This is a genomic window from Streptomyces sp. NBC_01454 (assembly GCF_036227565.1).
GTDB lineage: Bacteria > Actinomycetota > Actinomycetes > Streptomycetales > Streptomycetaceae > Streptomyces.
Map to the genome: position 1 here is coordinate 5,749,551 of NZ_CP109460.1, position 13,533 is coordinate 5,763,083.

General features: G+C 73.8%; 13 protein-coding genes. 9 read left to right on the forward strand and 4 right to left on the reverse strand.

The window, feature by feature from the left end; genetic code table 11:
• Positions 1 to 101: 101 nt before the first annotated feature.
• The gene (locus tag OIU81_RS25440) at positions 102 to 1,811 is read right to left on the reverse strand and encodes an Ig-like domain repeat protein (RefSeq protein ID WP_329151462.1); all 1,710 of its coding nucleotides are present in this window, start codon (positions 1,809 to 1,811) and stop codon (positions 102 to 104) included.
• Positions 1,812 to 2,199: 388 nt separating this feature from the next.
• On the opposite strand from OIU81_RS25440, the gene OIU81_RS25445 reads away from it, so the two are divergent.
• Positions 2,200 to 2,988, forward strand: a complete 789-nt coding sequence (locus OIU81_RS25445; RefSeq protein WP_329151463.1) for a sulfite exporter TauE/SafE family protein — start codon at positions 2,200 to 2,202, stop codon at positions 2,986 to 2,988.
• Between the two features lie 4 nt (positions 2,989 to 2,992).
• Here the strand turns inward: OIU81_RS25445 and OIU81_RS25450 are convergent, their stop codons facing one another.
• Together OIU81_RS25450 and OIU81_RS25455 are read right to left on the reverse strand one after the other, a co-directional pair.
• The gene (locus OIU81_RS25450) at positions 2,993 to 3,814 is read right to left on the reverse strand and encodes a class I SAM-dependent methyltransferase (RefSeq protein ID WP_329151464.1); all 822 of its coding nucleotides are present in this window, start codon (positions 3,812 to 3,814) and stop codon (positions 2,993 to 2,995) included.
• A gap of 87 nt (positions 3,815 to 3,901) precedes the next feature.
• Positions 3,902 to 4,267, reverse strand: coding sequence for a cupin (locus OIU81_RS25455; RefSeq protein WP_329151465.1), 366 nt, complete (start codon positions 4,265 to 4,267; stop codon positions 3,902 to 3,904).
• Positions 4,268 to 4,543: 276 nt separating this feature from the next.
• Between OIU81_RS25455 and cutA the strand changes: the two genes are divergently transcribed.
• Together cutA and OIU81_RS25465 are read left to right on the forward strand one after the other, a co-directional pair.
• A complete protein-coding gene (cutA, locus tag OIU81_RS25460; RefSeq protein ID WP_329151466.1) occupies positions 4,544 to 4,909 on the forward strand; it encodes a divalent-cation tolerance protein CutA in 366 nt (121 codons plus the stop codon).
• 31 nt (positions 4,910 to 4,940) lie between these two features.
• Positions 4,941 to 5,909, forward strand: coding sequence for a trypsin-like serine peptidase (locus OIU81_RS25465; RefSeq protein ID WP_329151467.1), 969 nt, complete (start codon positions 4,941 to 4,943; stop codon positions 5,907 to 5,909).
• A 38-nt stretch (positions 5,910 to 5,947) separates the two neighbouring features.
• Here OIU81_RS25465 and OIU81_RS25470 read toward each other — a convergent pair whose 3' ends face one another.
• Positions 5,948 to 6,679, reverse strand: coding sequence for a SanA/YdcF family protein (locus OIU81_RS25470; RefSeq protein WP_329151468.1), 732 nt, complete (start codon positions 6,677 to 6,679; stop codon positions 5,948 to 5,950).
• 151 nt (positions 6,680 to 6,830) lie between these two features.
• Here OIU81_RS25470 and OIU81_RS25475 point away from each other — a divergent pair, with 151 nt between their 5' ends.
• From OIU81_RS25475 to OIU81_RS25500, 6 genes are all read left to right on the forward strand, one after another.
• Positions 6,831 to 7,325 (forward strand): gamma-glutamylcyclotransferase family protein, encoded by a 495-nt coding sequence (locus tag OIU81_RS25475; RefSeq protein WP_329151469.1) that lies wholly within the window; start codon positions 6,831 to 6,833, stop codon positions 7,323 to 7,325.
• A 154-nt stretch (positions 7,326 to 7,479) separates the two neighbouring features.
• Positions 7,480 to 8,493 carry an adenosine deaminase gene (locus tag OIU81_RS25480; protein ID WP_443074043.1) on the forward strand — a complete coding sequence of 338 codons (1,014 nt, stop codon included), beginning with the start codon at positions 7,480 to 7,482 and terminating at the stop codon, positions 8,491 to 8,493.
• A gap of 183 nt (positions 8,494 to 8,676) precedes the next feature.
• Positions 8,677 to 9,603 (forward strand): sirohydrochlorin chelatase, encoded by a 927-nt coding sequence (locus tag OIU81_RS25485; protein WP_329151471.1) that lies wholly within the window; start codon positions 8,677 to 8,679, stop codon positions 9,601 to 9,603.
• On the forward strand, positions 9,600 to 10,913 hold the full coding sequence (locus OIU81_RS25490) for a deoxyguanosinetriphosphate triphosphohydrolase (RefSeq protein ID WP_329151472.1): 1,314 nt from the start codon (positions 9,600 to 9,602) through the stop codon (positions 10,911 to 10,913). The genes OIU81_RS25485 and OIU81_RS25490 overlap by 4 nt, the downstream gene beginning before the upstream one ends.
• A gap of 251 nt (positions 10,914 to 11,164) precedes the next feature.
• Positions 11,165 to 12,451, forward strand: a complete 1,287-nt coding sequence (locus tag OIU81_RS25495; RefSeq protein ID WP_329151473.1) for an NAD(P)/FAD-dependent oxidoreductase — start codon at positions 11,165 to 11,167, stop codon at positions 12,449 to 12,451.
• 9 nt (positions 12,452 to 12,460) lie between these two features.
• Complete coding sequence (locus tag OIU81_RS25500; RefSeq protein WP_329151474.1) at positions 12,461 to 13,474, forward strand: threo-3-hydroxy-L-aspartate ammonia-lyase; 1,014 nt, start codon at positions 12,461 to 12,463, stop codon at positions 13,472 to 13,474.
• Positions 13,475 to 13,533: the final 59 nt, after the last annotated feature.

A 13,533-nucleotide genomic window follows, 5' to 3' on the forward strand; every position in this document is an offset into this window, starting at 1 on the left:
GGACGGCTGTGGTGTCGGGCCGCTCAGCGACCCTGGGCCGGTGTCACCGGTTCAGGCGGGCGATGGCACGGTGTCGGCTGTGCCGCATGCGCGCCGGGGGGTCACAGGATGCAGGGCAGCAGGGTGCTGGTCGAGGACTGCGTCCCGCTGGTCGCGGTGTAGGTGACGAAGATGAGCTGCGCGAGGGTGAGGACCGCCGTGCAACTGGCGTTGCCGCTCGCGTCGGCCACGGCACTGCACGCCACGGGTCCGCCGGGACCGCCCAGGTGGAACGTGACCGTCGAACCCGGCGTCGCGCCACTCGCACTGAACGTGGCGTGGGCGGTCAGCGTCGCGAGGTCCAGCCGGTAGCAGGCCGGGTGCGCGTTGAGCCCGGCCACCGTGCCGACGTTCACGGTCGTGGTCGCGAAGACGCCGGTGCAGAGGCAGGTGCTGGTGCCGGCGATCACGGTGGCCGTGACGACGTTGGCTCCGGCGGGCAGGAGGTTGGTGGTCGCGGTGGCGGTGCCGGCGGCGGTGGTGACGCCGAGGCCGATGGGTCCGGCGGTGCTGGTGAACAGGACCGTTGCGCCGACGACCGGGGCGCCGCCGCAGGTGACGGTGGCGGTGAGGGTGACGGCCTGGCCGACGGCCGGGTTGGCGGGCGTCGAGGTCAGGGTGACCACGCAGCTCGGCGGCGCGGTGACGGTCACGGTCGTGGTCGCGTTGGTGCCGATGCAGGTGCAGGTGGTGCTGGCGGCGATCACGGTGGCCGTGACGACGTTGGCACCGATGGGCAGCAGGCTGGTGGTCGCGGTGGCGGTGCCGGCGGCGGTGGTGACGCCGAGGCCGATGGGTCCGGCGGTGCTGGTGAACAGGACTGTCGCGCCGACGACCGGGGCGCCGCCGCAGGTGACGGTGGCGGTGAGGGTGACCGGCTGGCCGGCGACCGGGTTGGCGGGCGAGGAGGTGAGCGTGACGACACAAAGGGTCGGCGCGGTGACGGTCACGGTCGTGTTGGCGAAGATGCCGATGCAGGTGCAGGTGGTGGTGGCGGCGACCACGGTGGCCGTGACGACGGTGGCGCCGGTGGGCAGCGCGCTGGTGGTCACGGTGGCGGTGCCGGCGGCAGTGGTGACGCCGACGCCCAGGGAGCCGGCAGTGGTGGCGAAGATGACCGTCGCGCCCGGTACGGCGACGCCGTTGCAGGTGACGGTGGCGGTGAGGGTGACCGGCTGGCCGGCGACCGGGGTGGCGGGCGACGAGGTCAGGGTGACGACACAGTTCGTCGGCGCGGCGACGGTCACGGTCGTGTTCGCGAAGATGCCGATGCAGACGCAGGTGGTGGTGGCGCCGATCACGGTGGCCGTGACGACGGTGGGGCCGACGGGCAGCCCGCTGGTGGTCACGGTGGCGGTGCCGGCGGCGGAGGTGACGCCGGTGCCCAGGGAGCCGGCGGTGGTGGCGAAGATGACCGTCGCGCCCGGTACGGCGACGCCGTCGCAGGTGACGGTGGCGGTGAGGGTGACGGGCTGGCCGGCGACCGGGGTGGCCGGCGACGAGGTCAGGGTAACCACACAGTTCGACGGGGCGGTGACGGTCAGCGTCGCGGAGGCGGCCCCACTGGTCTGACCGGCAGCGACCACCACACTCGTGGTGGTCGCCGTGAACGTGACGGACGCGGCACCGGTGCCGTCGGCGGTCACTGACTGCGGCGTTGCCGCGTCGTAGGTGAAGGTGATCACCTCTCCCGCTGCGGCACCGGTGACCGCGGCTTGGAAGGTCGCCCCCGCCGCAAGAGAGGACGGTGTGAGGGTGAGGGTGAGTGCCATGTTGGACAGCCCCTTTCGAAGGCTCCACGAAGGAGGTGGGGGGCTGCTGCACGCCAGGGAAGGACTCTCTCCGCACGCGCTCACCTGCCGGGGGTGCCCTGAAGAACAGGACGGAATCGCCGCATGACGGCACTCGTCCCTGGTCCCCCGACAGGGGATGGGCACCCCACCGTCGGTAGCACCGATTGAAGTGACCGGCCTGACGGCGCACCACAGTTGGGGAGCGAATTAGCCTGATTGGCGCAGCGCGTTTCGGGGTGCGGTACCGGCCCCGGCCGCCTGTGACGGGCACCGGCGGGCGCCCGCCTGCTGGTGGGCGTCCTGCCCTCACGGACCCGGCGGCCGAATACCCCCGGGTCACGGCGCGCGTGGTCCCTAGGATCGCCAGGTGCCCGCTGACATATCGCTGTTCACACTGTCCCTGCTCGCGCTGGCCGCCCTCGCGGCGGGCTGGATCGATGCCGTGGTCGGCGGCGGCGGACTGCTGCTGCTCCCGGCCCTGCTGGTCGGCCTCCCGCACACGCCCGCCGCCTACGTCCTGGCCACCAACAAGTCCACCGCCATCGTCGGCACCTCCGCCGCCGCGATCACCTATGTCCGCAAGACCCCGATCGACGTCCCGACGGCGCTGCGGATCGGCCTGGCCGCGATGGCCGGTTCGCTGGGCGGGGCGTTCTTCGCGGCGGGCATCAACAGCGCGGTGCTACGGCCGTTGATCATGTGCGTGCTGCTGGCGGTGCTCGTGTTCGTGCTCGTCCGCCCCGGCTTCGGTACCGCCCCGGCGCCCTCGGGCCCGGTCACCGCCCGGCGCGTCCTGGCGGCCGTCCTCGTCGCGGGCCTGGGCATCGGCTTCTACGACGGCCTGATCGGGCCCGGTACCGGTGCGTTCCTGATCCTCGCGCTCGCCGCGCTGCTGCACATGGACCTGGTCACCGCCTCCGCCACCGCCAAGGTCGTCAACGTCTGCACCAACATCGGCGCGCTGACCATGTTCTCGATCCAGGGCACCGTGCTGTGGCAACTGGGCGGTCTGCTCGCGCTGTTCAACCTCGCCGGCGGAATGGCGGGCGCCCGGATGGCGCTCAAGCGCGGTGCGGGCTTCGTCCGCGGGGTCCTGGTGGTCGTGGTCGTCGCGCTGCTGTGCAAGCTCGCCTACGACCAGTGGCTGGCGGGCTGACCGGTCACCGGCCGGCCCCGCCACGGCCCGCCCCGCTCAGAACCGGCAGTGGTAGAGCCGTGCCATGTCCCGTACCGCGGGCACCTTCGCCAGGGCGCGGACGCCCAGACGGTAGCGGGCCGGCATCTTCGCGATGCCCGGGAGCTCCAGGGCGCTCAGGTTCTCGACGATCTTCATCTTCGGGCTCCCAGTACAGCCGTGCGCCGGCCGCCACGACGACGTGGTTGATCCGCCGGCTGCGGATCGCGAACCGGCTGAAGGCGTCGAAGGCCAGCTCGCCGCGCGGGGTGTGCGCCATCAGCCGGCGCAGCAGCGCGCTGCCGTCCTCCTCGGTCAGATACATCAGCAGGCCCTCGGCCACGATCATCGTCGGCCGGTCGGCCGGGATCCGCGCCATCCACTCCGGGTCGGTCACCGACGCGGCGATGGTCGTGTATCCCGCGCGCTCCGGAGAGAGCTCCCGCCGCAGCGCGATGACCTCGGGGTGGTCGATGTCGTACCACCGCACGCCCGGTCCCGGGTCGAGGCGGTGGACGCGGCTGTCGAGCCCGCAGCCCAGATGGACCACCGTGGCCTCCTCGTACCGGGGGAGGAAGCCCGCCGTCCACTCGTCCAACTGCCGGGCGCGCAGGGCGATTGCGGCGGCCTCGCCGGGGGTTATCCGCATCTTCGCGAAGTCGTGGTCGAGCCGCCGCACGGTATCGGCGGCCATGGGGTCACCCAGGATCGGGTCCTCGGCGCGGCTGTCGACCGCGCGACCGTAGAGCGTGGCGAGGAGGGTCTCCTTCTCGCCGGTCAGCTGCACCTTCGCACGCGGAGTGGTCACACTCGCGAGAGTACATAACATTCAGAAAAATGTGAATATTCGGAACATGGGGGGAGAGGGGGAAGGTGGAAGGCCGGGCATCGGGGGCTACGTCCGGGCCGCGCCCACGGTCGCCTGCCGGTGCTCCCCGTCCGGTATCTCCGTGACGGCCGTCAGCAGTACCGCCGCGTCGTCGAGGGCCATCAGGCCGTTCCGCTCGCGCGGGGTCATGGCGACCTGGCCGGCCGTCAGTTCCTGGCCGCCGCCGGACCACGTCACCCGGACCCGCCCGTGAAGTACCTGCAGGCTGGCGGCCGGAGGGGCGTTGTGCTCGTCCAGTACGGTGCCGGCGATCAGCGCGATCACGCTCTGCCGCAGCGGGCCGTCGTGCAGGAAGAGATGGCCGCTGCGCCCGTGGGCGGAGGCCCTGGCGTCGTCGAGCTGCTGACGGGCGAGTGCGCTGAGGTCGTCCATGATGCGGGCCTTTCGCGTGCGGACCGGCGGGCCGGGCTCCCCTTCCATCGTTGCCGGTGCACGAAGCCGCGCAACCGGGGAGTTCGCCCGCCGGGCCGGACCTCCGCGGCGGGAGCGGAGCGGCGTCCGGGTGCATACCCGCGCCGGGCGGGCCAAGTCACTTACGGGATGATCATGTCGGTCCGTACGATGCATTGCGGTCCAGCGCCATCGGACAGGTGTGCTTGTCCGATGCGGCCCCACCGTCCCGTCCCCCCACCGCGAAGGATGCGCAACGTGGCCGACCCGACTGCCCCGAACGACGTGCCCGACCCCACCGGGCGGCAGGCCCGGTTCCTGACCGTCATGACCACCATCGACAGCGAAGCCAAGGCCGGGCGACTGGCACGCGGCGCGATCGAGGGCAGGTTCGCCGCCTGCGCACAGATCGGCGCCCCGGTGACCTCGGTGTTCCGCTGGGACAACGCGGTCGAGACCAGCCAGGAGTGGCAGGTGCTCTTCAAGACGGCCGAAGCGCGCTACGAGGCGCTGGAGGCCTATCTCCTCGACGCACACGACTACGACACCCCCGAGATCATCGCCACCCCCGTCACCCGCGGTGGCGCCGGGTATCTGTCCTGGGTCACCAAGGAGGTGAGCTGACGTGCAGCAAGACCACACGGGGAATCGCCAGATGACACGAGCCGAGCAGCGGCGGCGCAACCGCCGGTGGCGCAGGGGCGCGACGGCCGCACTCGGCCTCGCGGTGTGCCTGGCCACCGCGCCCTTCGGACACGCGGTCGACGGCGCCCGGCGCCAGGCGCCGCAGGCCAAGCGCCCCGCCACCGACGCCGGCTGGACCAGCCGGGACGCCACCGCCTACTGGACGGCGGAGCGGATGGCGGCCGCCGCGCCCACCGGGCCCCACGCCCGTACCTCCGCCCTGGCCGCCGAGTCCGCCCCGGCCGCCTCCCAACGCGCCGCCACCGCACAGCACTTCGACGGCATTCCGTCCATCGGCGTGCTGTTCTCCGTCGACGGGGACGCCCGTGCCCACCACTGCACCGCCAGCGTGGTGCACAGCCCGCACGGCAATCTGATCCTCACCGCCGGGCACTGCCATCCGGGCACCCGCGCCGCTTTTGTCCCGCAGTATCGTTCCGGCGCGACCACCCAGCCCTACGGTGTGTGGGCGATAGACGACACCTTCGCCTACCCGGGCCGCGGGACCACCGGCGACGGGGCGGACCTCGACTTCGCCTTCGCCACCGTCGCCCCCGACGACGACGGCCGCCGCGTCGAAGAGGTCACCGGCGGCAACATCCTCACCCCGACGCCCGGTTACAGCAACGACGTCACCGTCATCGGCTACCCGAACGTCCGCAACGACCCCCAGGACCGGGCCGTCCGCTGTGCCACCCACACCGGCCGGCTGACCGGCACCCGCCAACTGCGCATGAACTGCGGCGGGTTCTACGGCGGCACCTCCGGCAGCCCCTGGCTGAGCGACTATGACGAGGAGAGCCGCACCGGGCGGGTCATCGGCCTGATCGGCGGGCTCAACGGCGGCGGTCCCAAGGGCCCGGACAACGACCGGACCAGCTACAGCCCGTTCTTCGGGACGAAGATCCTCAGCCTCTACGCCCGGGCGGCGAAGGGCTGAGCCCGGGGTGACGGCGGCGCCGCGGCACGCGGTCCCCGCTACCGCAGCGCCTCCGTCACCCCCTTCTCCCGCGGCCCCAGGAAGTGCGGATCGGGCCGCCACAACGCTTCCGCCGAGGCCTTCCCGGCCGCGAAGATCTCCCGGACACCGCCGTACGCCCAGGTCACATCGTGCTTCGCGGCGACGGCGACCCCGTAGGAGTCGACCCCGGCCGCCCCGCACAGCGCCAGCGCCCGCCGGATGTGGAAACCCTGGCTGACCAGCACCGCCCGGTTCACACCGAAGATCCGGTGGGCGCGGCTGCAGGAGTCCCAGGTGTCGAAGCCCGCGTAGTCACTGACGATCCGGCGGGCCGGGACGCCGTGCCGCAGCAGATAGCCGCGCATCGCGTCCGGCTCGTCGTAGTCGCGCCGGCTGTTGTCGCCGGTGACCAGCACCGCGCGGACCGTGCCGCGGGCGTACAGCTCGGCGGCCGCGTCCAGCCGGTGCGCGAGATACGGCGAGGGCCCGCCCTTCCACAGGCCCGCGCCGAAGACGATGGCGACCGGGGCGGCGGGCGCGTCCGCCACCGTGCGCACCCGCGGCCCCGCGGTCGCGTTCAGCCAGGTCGCCGGCGCCAGTGCCAGCACCGTCAGGGCCACCACGGCCTGGAACGCCCGGCGTTGGCCCCGCCGCGTCCGCGGCAGCCGCAGGCGCCGTATCCCCTGCCGTATCCGCCGTATCCGCCGTACCGGCTGCCGTATCCGCCGTACCGGCTCCGGGTCTCGCATCTGCGCCCGTCCCGCCCCGCGTTGTCGCTCGCGTATGTGTTCGTGTCTGTGTGTGATCCGCAGGCTGCGACGCCGGGCGACGCGTCGATGGTTGCACCGGCGGCCTGGCATCGTGGCCGGGGGAGACCGTCTCCCGGAGAGGAAAGCCCCCATGACCACCGAGCCCGAGCGGCTGCCGTTCTTCGTCTACGGAACGCTGCGCCCCGGCGAGGCCAACCACGCCCGGACCCTGCGCGGCCGCACCGCCGCCGAGGAACCGGCCCACATCCGCGGTGCCCTGCTCTACGACGGCCCTGGATACCCCTACGCGACGGCCGGCCCCGCCGACGCGGTGGTGCACGGCGCCCTGGTCCGGCCCCGCGAGCGCGACTACGACGAGGTGCGCACGGTCCTGGATCGGCTGGAGGGCTATGTCCCCGGCGCCCCGGGCAACCGCTACGAGCGGGTGCGCACCGAAGCGGTCCTCGCCGACGGCCGCACCGTCCACGCCTGGGTCTACCTCGCCGCCGCCCCGCTCGCCGACCGGCTGCGCGCCACCGCCACCCCCCTCGCCGGCGGCGACTGGCGCGGCGGCGACCCGGCGGAACACCAGCGGCCCCCGTCCGGCCCGGGGCGCCGCCACGGCCCCCCGCCGCACCCCGGCTAACCTGGACGACTCCTCCCCGGCGGAGGCCCCCCGTCCGCGTTTCCCGTACTGCTTGTCTCGTAGTTCCTCGTAGTTCCTCGTAGTTCCCGGTAGTTCCCCGTCGCTTCCGTCGTTTCCCGTCGTTCCCCCGTACCGCAGAACAGGTGTGACCCGCGTGCCTTCCTCCCCGTCCGCTCCCGCCCCCGCGCCGCTGCCCAAGGCGGAGCTGCATCTGCACATCGAGGGCACCCTGGAGCCCGAACTCGCCTTCGCGCTCGCCCGGCGCAACGGCATCGCACTGCCCTACGCCGACGAGGACGCGCTGCGCCGCGCCTACTCCTTCGCCGACCTGCAGTCCTTCCTGAACCTCTACTACGCGCTGATGGCCGTGCTGCGCACCGAGGACGACTTCGCCGACCTCGCGCACGCCTACCTGGCCCGCGCGAAGGAACAGGGCGTACGGCACGCCGAGATCTTCTTCGACCCGCAGGCGCACACCGCCCGCGGCGTCCCGATCGGCACCGTCATCGACGGTCTGGCCCGCGCGCTCGACGGCGCCGAGGAGGCCTACGGCATCAGCACCCGCCTGATCATGTGCTTCCTGCGCGACGAGAGCGCCGAGTCGGCCCTGGCGACCTTCGAGGCGGCCCGCCCGCACCTCCACCGCCTCACCGCCGTCGGCCTGGACTCCGCCGAGGTCGGGCACCCGCCGTCGAAGTTCCGGGAGGTCTTCGCGCTGGCGCGGGAGGCCGGGCTCAAGTGCGTGGCGCACGCGGGGGAGGAAGGGCCCCCGGCCTACGTGTGGGAGGCCCTGGACGTCCTCGGCGTGGACCGGATCGACCACGGGGTGCGCTGCATGGAGGACGAGCGGCTGGTGGCCCGCCTGGTGGCGGACCAGGTGCCGCTGACCGTCTGCCCGCTGTCCAACGTCCGGCTGCGGGTCATCGACGACCTCGCCGACCACCCGCTGCCCGCGATGCTCGACGCCGGGCTGCTGGTGACCGTCAACTCCGACGACCCGTCCTACTTCGGCGGCTACGCGGACGACAACTTCCGCGCCGTACGCGACGCCCTCGGCCTCGACCAGGAGACCCTGCGCACCCTGGCCCGCAACTCCTTCCGCGCCGCCTTCCTCGACGAGGCGGCCCGCGAGCGGCATCTGCGGGACGTGGACGCCCACCAGGCGTAGCGCGGCCCCGCGGCGCACGGGCGGCGGCGCACGGGCGGCGGCGGGGCGAGGGGCCTTTGCCGCCGCCCGTCCCGCCCGGCCCGTCGGTCCCGCCCGGCGGGCCGCCGCCCGTGACAGCCCGACGGAACACGAACGTCGCGGCCGGGAAACGGGACCGCAACGCCCCGCTGCCACGCTCCCTTCATGACGGCGCCGATACCGCACTCCGCCTCCCGTCCCGCCCCCGCCGCGCCCCTCGGCACGGGGGAGCTGGCCGCCGAGATCACCGCGCAGCTCAGCAGGCGGCTCAGCCGGGTCCGGCTGCACGGCCTGCGCCCCTCACGGCCGCCCGTCCCCACCCTCGTCGCCGTGGCCCACGGCAGCCGCGACCCCCGCGCCCTGCCCGCCGTCCGGGCGCTGCTCGACCGGGTCCGCGCGCTGCGCCCCGGCCTGCCCGTACGGCTCGGACACGTCGAGCTGAACCGGCCGCTGCTCACCGACACCCTCGCCGACCTGCGGGGCGAAGCCGTCCTCGTACCGCTGCTCTTCGGCCGCGGGTACCACGTCACCCACGACCTGCCCGCCGCGCTGGCGGACGCACCCCATCTGACCGGCCGGATCGCCACCCCCCTCGGGCCGCACCCCCTCCTTGCCGAGGCGCTCCACTGCCGCCTCCTGGAGGCCGGTTTCCCCCCGGACCCCGGCCCGCGCACCGCCGTGGTCCTGGCCGCCGCCGGCTCCCGGTCCCCGCACTCCGCCCGCGACACCGAGCGCACCGCACAGCTGCTCTCGGCCCGGCTCGGCGGGCTCCCCGTCCGGCCCGCTGCCGCCCACTCCGCGCCCGCCACCGGCACGGCGCCCGCCCCCGCGGGCGGCGCCCTGCCCACCGTCGCCGACGCGGTCCGGGCGCTGACCGCCCGCGGCCACGACCACATCGCCGTGGCCGGCTGTTTCACCGCCCCCGGCCGCTTCGCCACCCGGTGCGCCGAGGCCGCCCCCGGCATCGCCGCGGCCCCCCTGGCGGACCACCCCGCACTGGCCCGTCTCGTGCTGCACCGCTACGACCAGGTGCTGCTCGCAGCCACCGGATCCGACTACGAGAGCACCGGGGCGGCTACCGTCGCGGTATGACGGGCACACGACCGACCATCCCCGGCTACACCTCGGCCGACATCGAGCGCTGGGTCACCGAGCCCGACAAACGGCCCGGGCGCACCGCCTTCCAGCGCGACCGCGCCCGGGTGCTGCACTCCGCCGCGCTGCGCCGGCTGGCCGGCAAGACCCAGGTCGTCACCCCCGGCGGACACACCCACGCCTGGGACGCCACCCCGCGCACCCGGCTGACCCACTCCCTGGAGTGCGCCCAGGTCGGCCGGGAACTCGGCGCCGCCCTCGGCTGCGACCCGGACCTGGTCGAGACCGCCTGCCTGGCACACGACCTCGGCCACCCGCCCTTCGGCCACAACGGCGAGCAGATCCTCAACGAAGTCGCCGAACCCTGCGGCGGCTTCGAGGGCAACGCCCAGTCGCTGCGGCTGCTGGCCCGTCTGGAGCCCAAACGGTTCGTGCCCGCCGCGGACGGCACGGCGGTCAGCGTCGGGCTGAACCTCAGCCGCGCCGCCCTGGACGCGGCCACCAAGTACCCCTGGCCGCGCGGCACCCACCCCAGCGACCCCGCGTCCCCGAAGTTCGGGGTCTACGCGGACGACCTGCCGGTCTTCGCATGGTTCCGGCAGGGCGCGCCCGACGGGGCACAGAGCTTCGAGGCACAGGTCATGGACTGGTCCGACGATGTCGCCTACTCCGTGCACGACGTCGAGGACGGCCTGCACGCCGGGCATCTGGACCCCAACCTCCTGCTCGCGGACGCCGAACGCGCCGAGATCTTCGCCGTCGCCGGTGAGCGCTACGCGCCCGGCGCCGGCCCCGAGGAGCTGGCCGCGGCGCTGGACCGCCTGCTGGAACAGGAGTGGTGGCCGCACGGCTACGACGGCTCCGCGCTCGCCCAGGCCCGCCTCAAGGACGCCACCAGCCAGCTGATCGGCCGCTTCTGCCTCGCGGCCGAGGCCGCCACCCGGGCCCAGTGGGGGAGCGGACGACTCACCCGCTACGGGGCCGAACTGGTGGTTCCGGACGAAACCCGGCTCGAATGCGCCGTTTTGAAAGCCGTCGCCGACCGGTACGTCATGCAGCGCCCCGACCAGGAAGTGCTCCGCGCCGACCAGCGTGTCGTCCTCGCCGAACTGGCCGAGGCACTGCTCGCCCGCGCCCCCGACGGCCTTGATCCACAGTTCCGTTCACTGTTCGACTCGGCCCCCGATGACACCGCGCGGATGCGCGCCGTCATTGACCAGATCGCGGCCCTGACCGACACCTCGGCCCGCTCCCTGCACGCCCGTCTCACCCGGCCGCCCGGTCACCGGAGGGCGAATCAGGGGTGACCCTGGGGGAAAGCCCCTCTTCCCCCCTCACGCTCCGTGCGGGACGCTCGAACCCGGCCGCTTTCGAACGGAGCACCTGACAACAGCGCACCGCGCACCCAGGCCACGGACAAACGGGACACCCCGATCGGCGGCGAACGGGAACCCCGGCGGCGCCCAGCACATCAACGGGGGAGAGGAAACCGGGGGTATATCGGGGGCGTTTACGGACGCGGACGCGGACGTACGGCACCGCAACGAGGAGGAAGCAAGTGGTCGACGCACACCAGACGTTCGTCATCGTCGGGGGTGGCCTGGCCGGAGCGAAGGCCGCGGAGACGCTCCGCTCGGAGGGCTTCACCGGCCGGGTGATCCTCATCTGTGACGAGCGCGACCACCCGTACGAGCGCCCCCCGCTCTCCAAGGGGTACCTGCTCGGCAAGGAGGAGCGCGACAGCGTCTTCGTCCATGAACCCGCCTGGTACGCGCAGGCCGACATCGAACTCCACCTGGGCCAGCCCGCCGTCCATCTGGACCCCGAGGCCAAGACCGTCCGCCTCGGCGACGGCACCCTGATCGTCTACGACCGGCTGCTGCTGGCCACCGGCGCCGAACCGCGCCGCCTGGACGTCCCCGGCACGGGCCTGGCCGGCGTGCACCACCTGCGCCGCCTCGCGCACGCCGAACGGCTGCGCGGCGTGCTGGCCTCCCTCGGCCGGGACAACGGCCATCTGGTGATCGCCGGCGCCGGCTGGATCGGCCTGGAGGTCGCCGCCGCCGCCCGCTCCTACGGCGCCGAGGTGACCGTCGTCGAGGCCGCCCCGACCCCTCTGCACGGCATCCTGGGCCCCGAACTCGGCGCCCTGTTCACCGATCTGCACCGCGAACACGGCGTCCGCTTCCACTTCGGCGCCAAGCTGACCGAGATCGTCGGACAGGACGGCATGGTGCTCGCGGTACGCACCGACGACGGCGAGGAACACCCCGCGCACGACGTGCTCGCCGCGATCGGCGCCGCCCCGCGCACCGCGCTCGCCGAACAGGCCGGGCTCGACCTCGTCGACCGCACGGGCACGACCGGCGGCGGCATCGCGGTGGACTCCTCGCTCCGCACCTCCGACCCGTACGTCTACGCCGCCGGCGACGTCGCCGCCGCCCCCCTCACCCTGTCAGGGGCCACCCCCGCGGACACCCGCCTGCGGGTCGAACACTGGGCCAACGCCCTCAACGGCGGACCGGCCGCGGCCCGCGCCATGCTCGGCCAGGACGTCAGCCACGACCGCATCCCGTACTTCTTCTCCGACCAGTACGACGTCGGCATGGAGTACACCGGCCACGCCCCGCCCGGCTCGTACGCCCAGGTCGTCTGCCGCGGGGACCTCGCCAAGCGGGAGTTCGTCGCCTTCTGGCTCGACGCGGACGGCCGGCTGCTCGCGGGGATGAACGTCAACGTCTGGGACGTCGCCGACACCCTCGCGCAACTGATCCGCTCGGGGGCACCGTTGGAAGCCGGCGCGCTCGCCGATCCGGACGTGCCGCTGACCGCGCTGCTCCCGTAGCGTGCGGTCATGACAGCGAGCCCCGACGGTCCCACCGGCACCGGCGTCCCGGACCTCGTCACCTTCGACGACGTCCGGGACGCCGCCCGGCGGCTGGCGGGCGTGGCACACCGCACGCCCGTGCTGCGCTCCCGCACCCTCGACGCACTCGTCGGCGCCGAGATCCACCTCAAGTGCGAGAACTTCCAGCGGGTCGGCGCCTTCAAGTTCCGCGGCGCCTACAACGCCCTCTCCCGGCTGTCCGCGCAGCAGCTCGCCCGCGGGGTCGCCGCCTACTCCTCCGGCAACCACGCCCAGGCCGTCGCCCTGGCCGCCCGGGAGCTGGGCAGCCGCGCGGTCATCGTGATGCCCGAGGACGCCCCGGCGTCGAAGGTGGCCGCCACCGCCGGATACGGCGCCGAGATCGTCCGCTACGACCGCTACACGGGTGACCGCACCGCCCTGGGCCGGCAGCTCGCCGAGGAGCGCGGCCTGACCCTGATCCCGCCGTACGACCATCCGCACGTCATCGCCGGCCAGGGCACCGCCGCCCTGGAGCTGCTGGAGGAGACCGGCCCGCTGGACGCGCTGCTCGCGCCGGTCGGCGGGGGCGGGCTGATGGCCGGGTCGGCCCTCGCCGCCACCGCGCTGGCCCCCGGCATCCGCATGATCGGCGTGGAGCCGGCGGCCGGCGACGACACCCGGCGCTCACTGGCCGCCGGCCACCCCGTCACCATCCCCGTCCCGCGCACCATCGCCGACGGCCAGGCCGTCGAGCGGCCCGGCGAGCTGACCTTCGCCGTCAACCGGCGGCTGCTCGACTCGGTCGTCCTGGTCAGCGACGACGAGATCCGCGCGGCCATGAAGCTGGCCTTCGAACGGCTGAAGATCGTCACCGAGCCCAGCGGCGCCGCCGCCCTGGCCGCCCTGCTCGCCGGCCGCGTCGCGCCTCCCCCCGGGCGCCACCCCCACCCGTTCCGCATCGGCGTGATCGTCTCCGGGGGCAACATCGGCCTGGAGCGATTCCTGGAGCTCATGGGGTGAGGCGGGAGGCGGCCGCGGCCGCCGCCGGGGGCGGGCGGACCGGAGTGTCCTACCCCGGC